12 protein-coding genes are annotated in these 14,778 nt (G+C 32.5%); 7 read left to right on the top strand and 5 right to left on the bottom strand.

What is annotated here, in order from left to right:
• Window positions 1-216 precede the first annotated feature (216 nt).
• The 5 genes from V7719_RS16905 to V7719_RS16925 all read left to right on the top strand — a co-directional run bounded on the left by V7719_RS16905 (window position 217) and on the right by V7719_RS16925 (window position 3,899).
• The gene (locus V7719_RS16905) at window positions 217-831 is read left to right on the top strand and encodes a hypothetical protein (protein WP_335731129.1); all 615 of its coding nucleotides are present in this window, start codon (window positions 217-219) and stop codon (window positions 829-831) included.
• 313 nt (window positions 832-1,144) lie between these two features.
• Window positions 1,145-1,567 carry a hypothetical protein gene (locus tag V7719_RS16910; RefSeq protein WP_335731130.1) on the top strand — a complete coding sequence of 141 codons (423 nt, stop codon included), beginning with the start codon at window positions 1,145-1,147 and terminating at the stop codon, window positions 1,565-1,567.
• A gap of 191 nt (window positions 1,568-1,758) precedes the next feature.
• Entirely contained in the window at window positions 1,759-2,358 is a 600-nt protein-coding gene (locus V7719_RS16915) for a hypothetical protein (RefSeq protein ID WP_335731131.1), read from the top strand.
• Between the two features lie 175 nt (window positions 2,359-2,533).
• Window positions 2,534-3,244: a hypothetical protein gene (locus V7719_RS16920; RefSeq protein WP_335731132.1), complete on the top strand. Its 711-nt coding sequence runs from the start codon at window positions 2,534-2,536 to the stop codon at window positions 3,242-3,244.
• 457 nt (window positions 3,245-3,701) lie between these two features.
• Window positions 3,702-3,899: a hypothetical protein gene (locus tag V7719_RS16925; protein ID WP_335731133.1), complete on the top strand. Its 198-nt coding sequence runs from the start codon at window positions 3,702-3,704 to the stop codon at window positions 3,897-3,899.
• Here the strand turns inward: V7719_RS16925 and V7719_RS16930 are convergent.
• Window positions 3,876-4,040 (bottom strand): hypothetical protein, encoded by a 165-nt coding sequence (locus tag V7719_RS16930; RefSeq protein WP_335731134.1) that lies wholly within the window; start codon window positions 4,038-4,040, stop codon window positions 3,876-3,878. The genes V7719_RS16925 and V7719_RS16930 overlap by 24 nt on opposite strands.
• A gap of 216 nt (window positions 4,041-4,256) precedes the next feature.
• Window positions 4,257-4,397 carry a hypothetical protein gene (locus V7719_RS16935; RefSeq protein ID WP_335731135.1) on the bottom strand — a complete coding sequence of 47 codons (141 nt, stop codon included), beginning with the start codon at window positions 4,395-4,397 and terminating at the stop codon, window positions 4,257-4,259.
• Between the two features lie 483 nt (window positions 4,398-4,880).
• Here V7719_RS16935 and V7719_RS16940 point away from each other — a divergent pair, with 483 nt between their 5' ends.
• On the top strand, window positions 4,881-5,474 hold the full coding sequence (locus V7719_RS16940) for a hypothetical protein (RefSeq protein ID WP_335731136.1): 594 nt from the start codon (window positions 4,881-4,883) through the stop codon (window positions 5,472-5,474).
• 151 nt (window positions 5,475-5,625) lie between these two features.
• On the opposite strand, the gene V7719_RS16945 is transcribed toward V7719_RS16940, so the two are convergent.
• Complete coding sequence (locus V7719_RS16945) at window positions 5,626-6,207, bottom strand: hypothetical protein (protein WP_335731137.1); 582 nt, start codon at window positions 6,205-6,207, stop codon at window positions 5,626-5,628.
• A 428-nt stretch (window positions 6,208-6,635) separates the two neighbouring features.
• Between V7719_RS16945 and V7719_RS16950 the strand changes: the two genes are divergently transcribed.
• The gene (locus V7719_RS16950) at window positions 6,636-7,484 is read left to right on the top strand and encodes an alpha/beta hydrolase family esterase (RefSeq protein ID WP_335731138.1); all 849 of its coding nucleotides are present in this window, start codon (window positions 6,636-6,638) and stop codon (window positions 7,482-7,484) included.
• Window positions 7,485-7,717: 233 nt separating this feature from the next.
• On the opposite strand, the gene V7719_RS16955 is transcribed toward V7719_RS16950, so the two are convergent.
• The gene (locus tag V7719_RS16955; protein WP_335731139.1) at window positions 7,718-8,413 is read right to left on the bottom strand and encodes a hypothetical protein; all 696 of its coding nucleotides are present in this window, start codon (window positions 8,411-8,413) and stop codon (window positions 7,718-7,720) included.
• A complete protein-coding gene (locus V7719_RS16960; protein ID WP_335731140.1) occupies window positions 8,410-14,763 on the bottom strand; it encodes a DUF7507 domain-containing protein in 6,354 nt (2,117 codons plus the stop codon). Before V7719_RS16960 ends, V7719_RS16955 begins: the two co-directional genes overlap by 4 nt.
• Window positions 14,764-14,778 lie beyond the last annotated feature (15 nt).

Genomic DNA, 14,778 nt, shown 5'->3' on the forward strand with positions numbered 1-14,778 from the left:
ATATTGGAACTTGAAAAAGACTTTCTGAATGAAATGTTGATTAAACCTGAACAAAATCCTACTGCCAACAACGTGTATAATTAATTGCTAAGCTGTTTAAAGGCTATTTTGGAAATTCTGTCGAATTTCCAATGCGCTCGTCTCTTTTTGCTAACTTAGTTCCTTAAACGCAACTAAATCATACACGAACACGTTAGCTAAAACCTAGGAAAAAAAATGCGAAATGCTTTTGATATATTTCTTATAGAAGAAATTTTACCTTCAATTAGAAAAGCTCTATTCAGAGAGGATAAACTTATAAAAAAACAATTCAATCGCTCTATTCATTCAAAGTTTTATGAAGATGACACTAAGGGCATATCTTCTTACATATTAACAGAGAGAACTCTCCAATATATTATTTTCAAAGAATTATGTTTAAATTTTAAGGTCCTTCCTGAAGACTCAGCATACTTTAATACGAAGGAAAGATTGGATTTATCAATATATAAAAATATAAAAGACCCAGATAAATTTGCTGAAATCGGTATTGAAATAAAACAAGTGAGATATAACCGTAATGGAGGACTTCATAAAAGAAGCGTGAAAGGTATAGAAAATGACTTTGACAAAATTAAAAGAGCAGGGAATAAAAATAAGTATATATTACTTTTTGGGGTTCACGATCAGAAGCACATAAACATAGATTTTCTTAATAGCTTTTTGAAATCTGAAATTGATAATAGGAAATTCAAAAAATATCATTTAGAAGTTATCGCCCAAGATTATTTTAAAACAGAAGTTAATAATCAAAAAAAAAACTATATAATTAATTTAATAAAATTGATTTAGGCAATAGCTAACAACGTGTATAATTTATAGTTTAGCAATGGTTTGGTCATGGTTTAGAAATAAGCAACACAAAGCTTTTTGTAATAGTATCTGTTATATACCAAGATACGGAATCCCGTAAAACCTATCTTAAAATAATTTATAATATTGCATATTGAATGATGTTTGTCATAAAAGACTCACAACTATAAGCCTATATTTACCTTTTAATTAAAATTATTATCATCCAAGTGATATAGCATCGGTATAGTTATTAACTATATCCAATTTTTAGCATTAATTTAAAGACAACATCGACCTGTTAATTGCAATTATGACCAAAGACGAAATATTAGGAGTTTTCCATGATGAATTTGATTTTATATCAGATAAATTCGAACTAATAGATTTGTTAGAAAACGGATCAAAGATGGATTATGATATTATACAATATCTCAAGCTTCCATCTGATGAAAATAACATAGTGTGGCATCCAGGTGTCTATATATTTTTTGGCAATGCAAATATATACCGTGTAGGTGTGAGTATGCACAATAGTAGAGGAAGAGTGATGCAACATCTTAAAGCAGAAACTTCGAAAAATGGTTATTCGATTTGGGATATAGACAAATATGACGACAAATCAATACTCTTGTTAAATGTCAAAGAGAAAAAGAATAATCATTGGCTATTGGCGATTGAAGCATATTTAGAGAAAGAACTTAAGCCCTTAATACCATCCGGACGAATTGGTTAAAACTAATGCTAACAACGTGTATAGATCATTGCGTCTGATTTTCCTTTCGGAAAATCCTTGCGGCTGAACAATGGTTTGCTCCTTTTCTCTATCTTCGTGCTAACGCAACGAAACCATACACGAACACGTTGGCAACAATATGAAATAAACATTATCAATAGAAAAAGGAATACTCATTAATAACAAATTTCATGAACAACATTAGTTATTCTTCTTTAATAAAAAGAAAACCCGAACAGTATATTTCTTATTTAGAAAAGTTAAGTACTAAAGAATGGAGTTTAAAGAGAAACGTAATTATTGAAAGAGATAAACATACTTGTGATATTTGTAATTTTAAAGCTACTAGTTTTGAAAATGGTCTAATGTTTAGAGATAAAACCAAAAAAGAACTTGAGGAATATAAACGTAAAATAGCAAATTCTTGGTATGACTCTGTATTACCTGAATTCAAAGATCAATATGACCGAGATATTTTACCTGAATTTTTAAAAAATTTGATGATAAAGCCTGAACAAATAGTTTTACAAGTTCACCACAAATATTATATCGTTGATAATTTACCATGGGATTATCCAAATGATTCTTTAATCACTTTGTGCAATTTATGCCACCAAAAACTACACGATAATACTGACATCCAAATATATTCTGACGATAAAAAAAATATACGACTTAATTATAATAAATGTACAACTTGTAGTGGTAGTGGTTATCGACCAGAATATCATTATCATTTAAATGGAATTTGTTTTCATTGCAGTGGAAATAGGTATATAGAATTAATATAAATACTGTTGCCAATAACGTGTATAATTAATTACTTCTGAATTTCCTAAATGGAAATTCCTCGAAATTAATTATCTTAGTCATTAATCGGAAAATCAGTTATGATTTTCTCGTAACTAATCATACACGAACACGTTGCCAACAATACGAGAAAAACATCAACCATAAAAACAAACAATGAAAAAAACATTACTTATCGGAATTGGAATTGCAATTTTAACAGTTGCTTGCGGAACACCACTTTCTAGTTTGAGAACGGTAAAGTTCAGTGACAAAAAAGACGAAATTACTACAACGCCATCTTTGTCAGAATATCTATCAACTAACCAAAATCCTAAAATCGTTTTGCGAACAAGCGCAAGATTAATTAGTGACAACGTAACTGAAAAAGAACAAAACAATTACTTATATAATACAATAGAAAGTGAACTATTAAAAAGTGGATTTATAGTTCGAGATAGACAACTATTTGAAAAAATTGTAACGAATTCTGACAACAATACTAATTACGAAAACTTAAAACAAAAATCCGATACCGATTTAATCATTGAGTTGACAAATTTGGACAGAAGTATTATATATCAAACCAATACTTATTCTGACGAAAAAGGGCAAGAAAAAACTTCCTCAATGTTGGCTGAAAGAATTTTTTATGGAGCAACTATCGAATTTAAAGTAGTTATGATTAATACTAATGAATTTGCTGGAATTTATAAATTTAACTACGTGCCTTGTGTTGACGGTTGTGAAATTAGACCTGCAAAGCGACTTACGAAACGTGAACTTGATGAAGTTAAAAAAGTATCATACGAAGCTGTTGAAGAGGATAAGTTAATTGAATTTGCAAAAAACGCAACTAGACAACTGATACTGGAAATGAGAAACTGAAAATAAGTACTGTTGGCAACACCGTGTATAATTAATTGCTTGGTTTTAGATTACTTACGAAAATCCTCGCAAACTTTCTATCTGGTCTGTATTTGCTAAATGAGTTGCTTAAACACGATAAAACCCTCTCCTGCTCATCATCTATGCAAAGACAGCTATCACAAACCAAGCATCTCAAACCATAGCTTAAAACACCACAATACAGCTCCAAAAGCAATCGCAATACAGGTTTTATAAGAGCACTACGGGAAACCATAACCAAACTAGATCACAACCGCCTATTTTTATAAAAAAATACGTAGTTCTACGTATATATAAGTGTGTAGATATGCGTATTTTTCAAATTGATAAACAAATACAACACGTCGTCTTATCCAACTATTAGAACTGGATAACAGTATCTTTAGTTAGTATATAAGACGTTGGCAAACATTAACACCAACCTATATATAAAGAGTTGTATAAAACAAGAAACGAGTATCAAACTGCGGAAATCACAGACGCTGAACAACAAAAATCTAAAGAGAAAATTGATAACGAAGTAAATACTATTTTAAAAGCGCTTGATGGAAAATCTCATCACGAAGCAACACATACATTAGAATATATTTTAAGGTCACTAACTAATGAATCATTTATTAAGTATATCAACTAGTGTTTCAACAACATAACCTGTATTTAAAGTTGTTCCATCTGTAAAGTATATCACAGTACCTTTATTACCATTTGGTCTTATATTAGTAATGTTCTCTTTGTTTATTGCTATAGCTAATCCGCTAACAGTTATTATTTTCATGATTATTTAATTTTAAACTAAAAAAATAAATTGCATGGAGCTTGTTACTTGTCTGCCAAATAAATACTATTTAATATAAAAATACAATGTCGGATTGATTAACAGTACGGTAAATAAAGTTCTTTGAAATTCCGCTATAAATGTTAAACAGAGGTTAAAATTTGCTAATAAGTAACATATAGATTACTTTTGTATAACGAAAAAAGGTCTGTTGCGTCAACAACAAACCTCTTTAAAATTAGAATGGCCACTTTTCAATGCCATACTTAACTGCAAGATACGTCCATCTAAGAGCACTTGCAATCCATCCATACTTAAGCCACTTCCTTCTAAAGGACACAGGCTTGCGGTTTTCACGCTTCATAAAATTTCATCACTCTGTTTTTAGTGTAGAAATGAATTTTATCTATAGTGTGATTTCAACCTTTTACAAAAATACTTAATAATGAAAATAATTACAAGTAAATTGTATACAAATTTAAAATTATTTTAAGTGTTAATAAAATGTTAAAGTTGTGTTAAAAAGTAATTTATGTGTTACTTATGTACTTTTTATCGATTCAAAGATAAAGTTTACTTATGTAAAAAAAGCTAATAATAGATTTGCATTATTAACATGTATTCAACAATTTAACTGTTAATAATTAGAGCAAATTGTTGATATAGAAAGTAATTACATCGGAAAAACATACTGTACGTGAAATAATAACGATTTGCCAACAACGTGTATAATTCATTGCTCGTTCTGTGTGTACTCGGAAAATCCTACGGATTTCCCTCTGGTTCGTTTTCTTTTACTAATTTAGTCCTAACCAACGCAACTAACCATACACGAAGACGTTGGCAAACATTGAAATGGAAAATAACGATAAAATAGAATTTGAAAAAAAAATAGACACTCATTATAGTTATTTTGGAAAAATTGCTGTAGAATTTGAAAGAATGTGCAGTTTTTTAAGAATGGATATTTTGTTTTTTCTTCAAGGACACGGATTAAAAGAGCAAGATTTATCAAGAATAATGTTAGCCGATTTATCGGCTTATCAATTGATAACAAAATTTAGAGCAATTTATGCATTTACTTACAAGGATAAACCAGAGTATATAAAACATCTTGACCCTTTTTTTAAAGCAATGTTAAAAATTAATGAAAAAAGGAATTTTATTATTCATGGAAATTGGTCTATACCAGAAGTTAATGAGCATAATATGAACAAAGATCCTGAATTAGATAAAGTATTAGCTCATAAAGAAATTGTAAAAAAAGATGGTCTTCACTTAGTAGCTGAATTATATGGAGAGGATGATTACACAACTTTGATCTCAAAAATTAAAGAGTCAACCAGAATCCTACATTTAGTTCAAGGCGCTTACACATTCAAAAGAGATTTATTCAGTGTGATAAAAGATAAAGACATAAACAAAGTAATATAAAACGTTAGCCAACAACGTGTATAATTAATCGCTTGTTCTCTGTGTACTCGGAAAATCCTGCGGATTTTCCTCTGGTTCGTTTTTGTTTACTAACTTAGTCCTAGCCAACGCAACTAACCATACACGAACACGTTGTACTTAATTAAAAAACTTAGTCATATCCGCATGGAGTCGCACCATAATCAACATGAAATTCTGCAAGAATGTCAAATTTTCCTTCAGTAATATTTACAACTTCAGGAAGGTCATAATAATCTTCACCATTATAAACAGCAGTAAAGTAAAATGTTCCTTTATATCTATTATTCTCTACTGAGGTGACTGTTACAAAACCTATTTCTTCATGATGGGTTTGAGTTTCACCTACAAAATAGTTCTGACTATAAAAAATTCCGTTAGTCCCAAAATCACTATACTCTCCGACCCATGTATGATATTGTCCATTTGATTTGTAAGTTCCAATGCCTTGAGAAGGTCTGAAATTTAAATAAATCGTATGGCCGTCGGAAGCTCTAAATTCCATACCTCCGATAACTTGATGAAAGTTTTTAGAACAACTATTCTCAAGGTCAAAAAAACCATATCCACTAGCATTTGCAAAGATTACCAACTCTCCATTAATTCGGGCTTCCATAGTTCCAAATTCCCTCACATTATCATCGTCTTTACTACAGCCTAATAAAAACAATAGACTAAATAAGAATAAAAAGCAATGCATCATTGTAGTTTTCATAATATCATGATTTAAATTCAAAGTAAAAACAATCTCTTATGAGTCAATAGGGCTGTGAATATCCAAACAATAAGAAGTGAAGAAAGTCGAACAACTTACTAAAGGTATTAATTTATTTTTAATTAAATTTGAAATACCCGTTAAATCTTACCCCGTTTACAAATGATAATGATACCCCTAGAAGAATTTCAAAAAAAGTTTAATTATCTACTCAATGATATTTGACGAGATTGGAATAAACGGAATAAAAAAATAACTAAGTACAACAACGTGTATAATTAATTGCTTTGGTCATTGCTTATTTGGAAAATTCCTTCGGAATTTTCTCTGGCATGTTTTTGTTTGCTAAATTAGTTGCTTAAACACGCAACTAACCATACACAAGACCGTTGTAAGTAATTGTAAGAAACCTTAAAATATATAAGAAAATGAAGTTTACTCTAATATTATTTCTGCTTTTTCCTTTTCTTGGCTTTTCTCAAATCGACACCATTGTAAGTTCAAATATTCAGCGTACTTATAAAGTGCAACTCCCTAATGATTATAATAAACAAAAGGATTATCCAATAATATTTGTATTACATGGTTATCATCATGAAATTCTTGGAATGCCCGAATATTCTGGTTTCGATAAATTTGTTGATAGAGATTGTATCATTATCTATCCTCATGGATTAAAAGAGGAAAATGGTATTAACTATTTTTGGAATTCTGGTGGCGCATTATCGCAAAATTATGGAGGTGTAGACGATGTTAAGTTTATAGAAGATTTAATTGATAAATTACCAAATAAATACGCAATTAATAAAGATCGTGTTTTTGTTGTTGGCCATTCAAATGGTGGGATGATGTCTTATCGATTAGCAATGGAATTGAGTCATAAAATAACTGCCATGGCTAATGTAGCAGGTTCCATTATGTTTAATAACATCACTCCAAAATCTCCTGTGCCAATTCTACATATTCATGGCACTGCAGATACAGCTGTACCTCTTTCTGGTTCCAAACATCCAAGTTGGCCATATCTTGCCATAGATGATGTATTAAATCAATGGGTAGAATGGAATAAGTGTAGTAAAGTTGCAGATACGTTAGTTAACTCAAAATCTTATTTGCATTTGAAATGGAGTGATAAGAATAATAAGAATAACGTTATAGGAAGCTTCATAAAAAATCAAGGCCATGATTGGGCACAAATAACAAATAGTGGATTTGATATACCTGAAAATATTTGGAGCTTTTTCAATACAGGAGCGCTATATACTTTAAAAGATTAATGAAAAACTACTTACAACAACGTGTATAATCAATTGCTTGATTATTGCCTACTTGGAAATTCCTTCGGAATTTCCTCTGGTTCGTTTTTGTTTACTAACTTAGTCCTAGCCAACGCAACTAACCATACACGAACACGTTGGCAAACATTATGACCCGTCCTGAATAAAGGCTACAAAATTCTAAACATTATGTTCATTTCACTTTAGGAAACCTAATTAGGCAATTATAACGTTTATTGGATTCTAAATTGATATATCCCTGAATTCGAATTGTTCCCTTCAGCATCTTTTGTTATAATATACCAATAGTAAATTGCAGCAGGTGAAATTGGTACAACCAAAGTGGTTTGCACTAAATCACTAGTGAACATCGCTGGAGGGTTATCAGTTCCAAAATATACATCGTACCCTACAATATCATCATCAACATCATTTCCATTCCAATCTAATGTAATTTCGTTTGAAGTCGTGTTAATAGTTTCTGCCATTAAAGGGCTGATTATTTCAGCTGGAAATGGCGCATAATTTTGAGTTGCTTCACCAGCATTATAAAATTGCCATACGTCACTTTGGGCTGTTGCCGATACTTGATTTGATTCAGAAACAATATACCATTCATATGGCGTAGCTCTATTTAGAACTACAGACATTTCGCTTGCTGCAGTTTGGTATGTGCTTTGGTTTCCTGTGGTTAGATTTTTTAGGTTCAGGACGTAATTGTCGGTATTACCACTAGGACTCCACTCAAAAAGGACAGTGCTTTCAGTTGGTGTTACGTTCGTTCCTTCATTGCATAATGACCCTTGATACGGAAATACTAAATTAGCTCTTGTTGGATCATTGGATGCAATAGGGTCGTCACTTCCGGGGCTATCAGTGCCGCAACCGTATAGCCAGAACAACAAACAAACTATTAATGCCTTTTTCATTTTTTTACAATTTTAAATGTCGTTAATTCTGTATCAGATTTTAGAGTAACCAAGTAAAATCCCGAGGATAAGCTACTAGTGTTAAATGATAAAAACCCATCTTCATTAATAATAGTTTTTTCAAATACTAATTGACCTGACGCCGAATATATGCTTATATCAATTTTTGCCAATTCAGGAAATCCGTTTAATACATTTATTTGATCTTCAAATGGATTTGGATAAACATATAATTCATTGGAATTGTAGATTCTTTTGGTATATACACCTTGACATTCTAGATCTGTTCGAATGGTGATTGTGTTTATCCCACTCATTAAACCAAAGGTGATTTCATGCTCAGAAGTATTAAATTCTAAACCATTAAAATTAATTATATAGTTTAGTCCACCAGATAATTCGAATGACACGGTTTCATTAACATAATCGATTGATCGAGAAACTTCCAATGCTTCGGGTTCTGTAATTATAACATTATAACAAATAATAAAATCAGGCGCCCCATCAACAGTAATACAAACTTCATAGTTACCAGCATGCAGATTCAGAATATTTAATCCATTGTTAGTGAAATTAAAGGTGTGAAAGTAGTTTTCGCCAGATACGGTGGCTATATAGTTATGCAATTCAGTTGCCGAAATACTAATGCTTCCATTATTACTACTTATGCAATTTTCGTCGGTTATTAATACATTAAAGTTATCGGCAGGGAGGATAAAATAGCTACATCCAAATAGGTCTACCGGATCACCGAAGGGCGTATTCGGACACAGGTCTTCATCATTTGTAACACCATCATTGTCAAGGTCATCACATTCCAATTCAAAACTGGACCAAGGATCAACTTGCCAAGAACTAAAATCCTCACTTAGGTTATCGACTAAAATACAGGTCAAACTGGGATTATCGGTTGAATTAAAAAAGGAGATATTGCCATTATTCCCATTTTGAATATCGATACTTTGCAATTGATTTGAACGTGCATCCAATACTTCAAGATTGCTATTCTGACTCACATTTAACTCAAAAGTGAGTTGGTTGTATGAACAGTTTAAATTTTCAAGATTCCCGTTAGAACTCAAATCTAAATCTGTCAAATCATTTGTAGCAAGATCTAAATTTGTTATACTAGAATTGGATGATAAATCGATATTGGTTAAAACATTGTTTGATGCGTTTAGATTTATCAAATTTGTTAATGATGTGATCTCTAATGTTGATAATTGATTCCCGGAACAATCTAAGTTCTCCAACATAAGATTTGCACTTAAATCAAGAGTTGCCAATTCATTCGAACTACAATTCAAACTGATCAAATTTTCAAAGGCTTCAATTCCAGTTAGATCCATAATATTCTGGCTGATGATATTTAAATTGGTTGCGCCACTAATTCCTACTGTAGGGACATAGTCATCCAATTCCCCGCTATCATAACCAAAGGTTATCAGAATTTGCTCAAAAGCATCATCCGGTACATAGGTTTGATAATAATGACAATCCATACTCAAAGATGCGCCTCCAAGTTGCCAGTTGACACCAGATGGTTCGGAGTCGGAATCGGCTTCTACACAAATCAACTCTGGATTATTGGTGGCATCGATATTTAAAAGCTCAGCGTTGTTTCCATTCTGAATATTTAGTGTGATTAATCCATTAGACGCACAATTTAAATCGGTAAGCCCTGCATTCGAACTTAAGTCCAAATCAGTGATTTGATTAGAACTAATGTCAAAATTTGACAAGCTTGACAGATAACTGAAATCAACAGTCATGATTTGATTCAAGCTAAGATCAACAGATTCTAATTGTAAGTTCTCACTTAAATTTATAGATTCCAAATTGTTTGAATGTGCACCTAAGGTGATAAGATCATCATTTTGACTAAGATCGAGGTGTGTTAAATTGGAACTATTAACTTGAAGTTCGGAAAGAACTGTATTAAAACTCAGATCTAAAATATAAAGATCAGGATCATCATCAAGATCATCAGGATGGTACGGAAAATTGTTTCCAGAAATATCCAATGTCTGTAAATCTTCTAAATCTTCGATTCCAGTTAGGTCATTGATTCCAAGTCCGAATAAATTAAGATCGGTCAGTCCTTCAATATTTGCTGTTGGGACGTAATTGTCATCTGCAATATCGTCAAAGGCTGCGAGTGCCAATTCGAACGCATCATCCGGCACATAGGTATCTGTATAACGGCAGTCCTCTTTGAATAATTCTTCCTCCTCTTCAGGAGTTTCAGCGTCCGTCGCCCACGAATCACCGATTTCGTCTTCCACATCGATCTCAATACATTCTAAATCTGGATTTCCGACGGTATTCAATCGTTCTAATTCTGTATTATTCCCATTTCTAATTTTTAATGTTATCAATTGGTTGGATGAAGATTCTATATCGGTCAAATAAGGATGGTCATTGAAATTAAGGTCTGTAAATTGATTGTCGCTTCCATTGAAAACCTCTAAGGACTCGATAGAAGCCAGATCAATTGCAGCAAAAGAGTTCGATGCGATATTCAAATGAGTAATCTCTGAATTAGCCATGAGATCTAGTGCTTCTAGTTCATTATTCGATACATTCAAATTAGTTAAGGCAATATTTTGGTCTACATAAAAATCACTTAATCCGTTGTCTGAAACAGCTAGAAATTTTAATGTGGTATTAGCATCAACGTTTAATCCATTCACACCAAATCGATTAGAAGAGACATTTAGAGTATCTAAAAGCGTATTTGATGTAAGATTTATTATCTCTATATCGTTAGAAACAGCGCTAAGCGTTGTTAAACTCAAGCAAGCATCCAAATTAAGGAGTTCATTTATGCCATTTGCATCACAATTAATTTTCTCCAGTAGGCCGTTTGCCCCAAAATCTATGCTGTCTATTTCATTGGCATCACAGCGCAATTCGACCAAATCAGAATTCGCTGCAATATTTAGTGCATCCAAATAGTTATTCGAACAGTACAAATTGGACAAATTGGGATTCATACTTAGGTCCAAAACTCCAATAAAATTATCAGAGCAATCTAATTTCTTCAAATCGTTGAATGGACCAACATCCAAACTCGTTAGATTGTTTTTCGCGCAGAACAATTGTTCTAATCCATTTTGTAAAAGTAGATTTCCACTAGTTAAATTGTTGGAATTGCAATCTAAAATTTTAAGATTAGCTAAGGTCAAAACATCAAGATCTGCCAAATTATTACCGGAGCAGTTTAAGGAGATTAAGGCTTTAAAATCGAGAATTCCAGTAATTCCTGAAATATTCAAGCCATTGATGTCGAGGGTTTGAATCACTTCAATTCTTGATGTAAATACTTTCCCATTATTTGCCACATCATCGCCAAAACCATTAAGTTCTAAAAAAACTTCAAATCTACTGTCGGGAATATCTGTTAATCGTCCTTCACAATTCAAATCATATATAGTTTGTGGATCCTTATACCAGTCATCCGGAGCTGGATCAGGGATAGGATTATCAACAGTAATACAATATAAGTTGGGGTTTGATGTTGTTACCATATTCAATAGTGTCCCATTTTGACCATTAGCAATATTTAATACCTCCAAATTATTGTCATTACAATACAACTCGGTTAAGTTAGAATTCATACTTAGGTCCAGATTCGCGATCGCATTATTCGAACAATCAATTGTTATCAATGCAGCATTATTGGTCAAATCTAATTTACTAATCTGATTGGTACTGCAATTCAAGTTTTGCAACGCGATGAAGGATGATATTCCGATTAGGCTTTCAATATTTAGACCAGATATATCTAAATCGATGAGCATCTCAATCTTTGCTTTATCTACAATATGGTTGCCTTCAATACCATCACCCAATCCATCTGCAGGATCAACAACTTCATCCCCGTTTGCATTATGAGTTTCCAGATAATTTTCAAAATTAAGGTCTGGAATGTAGCTGGAGTTGCAATCTTCACTATAGTCAGGTTGCAGATCAAGATTGGTCCAATTGGTCATTGCATCTGCAGCATCATCCACTTCAATACAAAACAAGTTTGTATTACCCGATGTATCAAGTGTGATAGCATTGTTCACATTCTTAATACTTAAAATGCTCAGATCATTAGCAGAACAATCCAAATCTGTCAAACCGGGATTCGAATCGATATTCAGAAAATCCAGATCGTTTGATGCGCAATTAAGATTGGTCAATACTGTAAGATTACTGAGATCGAGTTCGGTTATCTGATTGAAGGAGATATCCAGTACGGTTAATAGGTTGTTTTGACTCAAATCCAGATGGGTCAATACATTATTATTCGCATAAAGTTCTGTCAGATTGATATTACTGCTAAGATCTAGGACACTGATTTCATTCCCCGAGCAAATTAGAGAAGTTAAATAGATGTTAGCACTAAGATCTAAAACATATGTATGGGGATCGCCGTTTTCATCATCCGGGCAGTTTGAAATATCATTATTGGAAATATCCAAGGTTACTAAATCGGTAAAATCCTCAATTCCAGTCAAATCGCAAATACCTTGTCCATTTAAATCCAGATCTGTAACTAAATTTATATTGGCAAACAAAACGAAGTTATTGTCGAGTATCCCATCACCCATACCGTTGGCTTCTAAATAGCCTTCAAAATTATCGTCAGGCACATAAGTGTTTAAAGAGGCATTACAGGGATGTGTGTCGGAATAATAGGCCCAATCGTCCTTAATCCAATTTACAGCATCTAAAGCAACGGAGAGGTCATCTACTGTGATACAAAACAAGTCGGGATTGTCCTCGGCATTAAAACTGGAGTATTTGTTATTAAAGCCATTTTTTATAGTTAATGAGGAGAGTTGATTTCCTGATACATTAATACTCGCATTTTCGCTTTGGCAAGGATCGGGTGAAGGTGCTTCGGTTATAATCGTTTCAGTTGGGTCATCTGAAGTATTCCCATCAAAGTCATTATCATCATCACTCACATCTGAAACAATTGATGAGTCTGGCATTTCCGCATTGACAGTCACAGAATTACTTACACCTCCGGCATCAACATCATTCTGAGTCAACGTATAAGATGCCGTATATGTGGCTGTTTCACCCAATTGTAAGGTACCCTCATCTGAATCTAAATCGGCATCCTCAAAAATTGGCCCTTCATCCAACGACAGAGCATTCCCTAGAAAATCGGTCAAAGAGTCAACCAGTCCGACATTACTTAAAACGTCATTTCCAATATTCGATACTGTTATGGTATAAGAGATCACATCACCGACTCCTATTCCTTCTGGGGCATTGTCAGTTACACCTGCCGTCTTAATTGCTTCAATATTAATAGGATCGTCTAATTGAACAGGACATTCAACGGTATTGATCATACTCAAATCCAATTCAGTAATTAAATTATCAGAAACATCAAATGAATTGATAAGCGTATTTGAGGGCGAAAGTAACACTGTTAATAGTTGATTGGAAGCGGCTGTAAGATTTTCCAAATTTGCATTGGTTGAAATATCCAAGGTTGTCAATTGATTATTTGACACTCCTAATAAAGTTAATTCAGGATTATTTGCGTTATTTATTATTAAATTTTCAATTTGATTGTTTGTACAAATTAACTGTTCTAAAGCACTATTAGAACTCACATCAATGGAGAATAATTGATTGCTAGAACAATCTAAAATCTCTAAGTCCATGTTATTCGATACATCAAGTACTTCAATTTGATTATTCCCACACAATAAATTTTTTAAATCTTGATTGTCAAATATTTCTAAAGCGTCCAATTGATTGAAGGAACAATTTAATTCAACTAATAATGAGTTACTGTTCAGTATTATGGAAGTCAATCGATTATCGGAAACATTAAGAATTTGAAGCTCTGAATTGGCTGATACATTGATAATTTCAATTTGGTTCGTGCTACAATCTAATTCTTCTAAGATTGTATTACTTGACACTACTAATTCATCAGTTATTAAATTGTTAGCACAATTTAGGACTTCCAAACTGCTATTTATAGAAACATTTAAAATCGATAGAGCGTTGGACGAACAATTGAGTTTTCGTAAAAGCAAATTCGAACTGATATCAATCGTGGTTAGTACATTATTTGCACAATTTAGGACCTCAAGATTACTAAAATCTTGGATCCCCGTTAGATCGGATATACCTTTATTAAAAATATTAAGACTATCGACAGATTCGATATTTTCAGTTAAAACCACGCCGTTGATCTCTGATTCCGTATCTATACCCAAATCGATCAATGCCTGTTCAAAATTCGAATCGGGAATTATCGTATTTTGCGCATTTGAAATAGTGAAAGAAATTAGAGCCAATAATAAAATAATGTAAGCGTCCTTCTTCATAAATTTGATTTTAAA

This window comes from Psychroserpens sp., from assembly GCF_036960315.1.
GTDB lineage: Bacteria > Bacteroidota > Bacteroidia > Flavobacteriales > Flavobacteriaceae > Psychroserpens.

Excerpts from the sequence above, each read along its gene's own strand:
- V7719_RS16950 (WP_335731138.1), top strand. The coding sequence starts at position 6,636 with ATGAAGTTTACTCTAATATTATTTCTGCTTTTTCCTTTTCTTGGCTTT.
- V7719_RS16910 (WP_335731130.1), top strand. The coding sequence starts at position 1,145 with ATGACCAAAGACGAAATATTAGGAGTTTTCCATGATGAATTTGATTTT.
- V7719_RS16915 (WP_335731131.1), top strand. The coding sequence starts at position 1,759 with ATGAACAACATTAGTTATTCTTCTTTAATAAAAAGAAAACCCGAACAG.
- V7719_RS16945 (WP_335731137.1), bottom strand. The coding sequence starts at position 6,207 with ATGAAAACTACAATGATGCATTGCTTTTTATTCTTATTTAGTCTATTG.
- V7719_RS16960 (WP_335731140.1), bottom strand. The coding sequence starts at position 14,763 with ATGAAGAAGGACGCTTACATTATTTTATTATTGGCTCTAATTTCTTTC.
- V7719_RS16920 (WP_335731132.1), top strand. The coding sequence starts at position 2,534 with ATGAAAAAAACATTACTTATCGGAATTGGAATTGCAATTTTAACAGTT.
- V7719_RS16905 (WP_335731129.1), top strand. The coding sequence starts at position 217 with ATGCGAAATGCTTTTGATATATTTCTTATAGAAGAAATTTTACCTTCA.
- V7719_RS16955 (WP_335731139.1), bottom strand. The coding sequence starts at position 8,413 with ATGAAAAAGGCATTAATAGTTTGTTTGTTGTTCTGGCTATACGGTTGC.
- V7719_RS16930 (WP_335731134.1), bottom strand. The coding sequence starts at position 4,040 with ATGAAAATAATAACTGTTAGCGGATTAGCTATAGCAATAAACAAAGAG.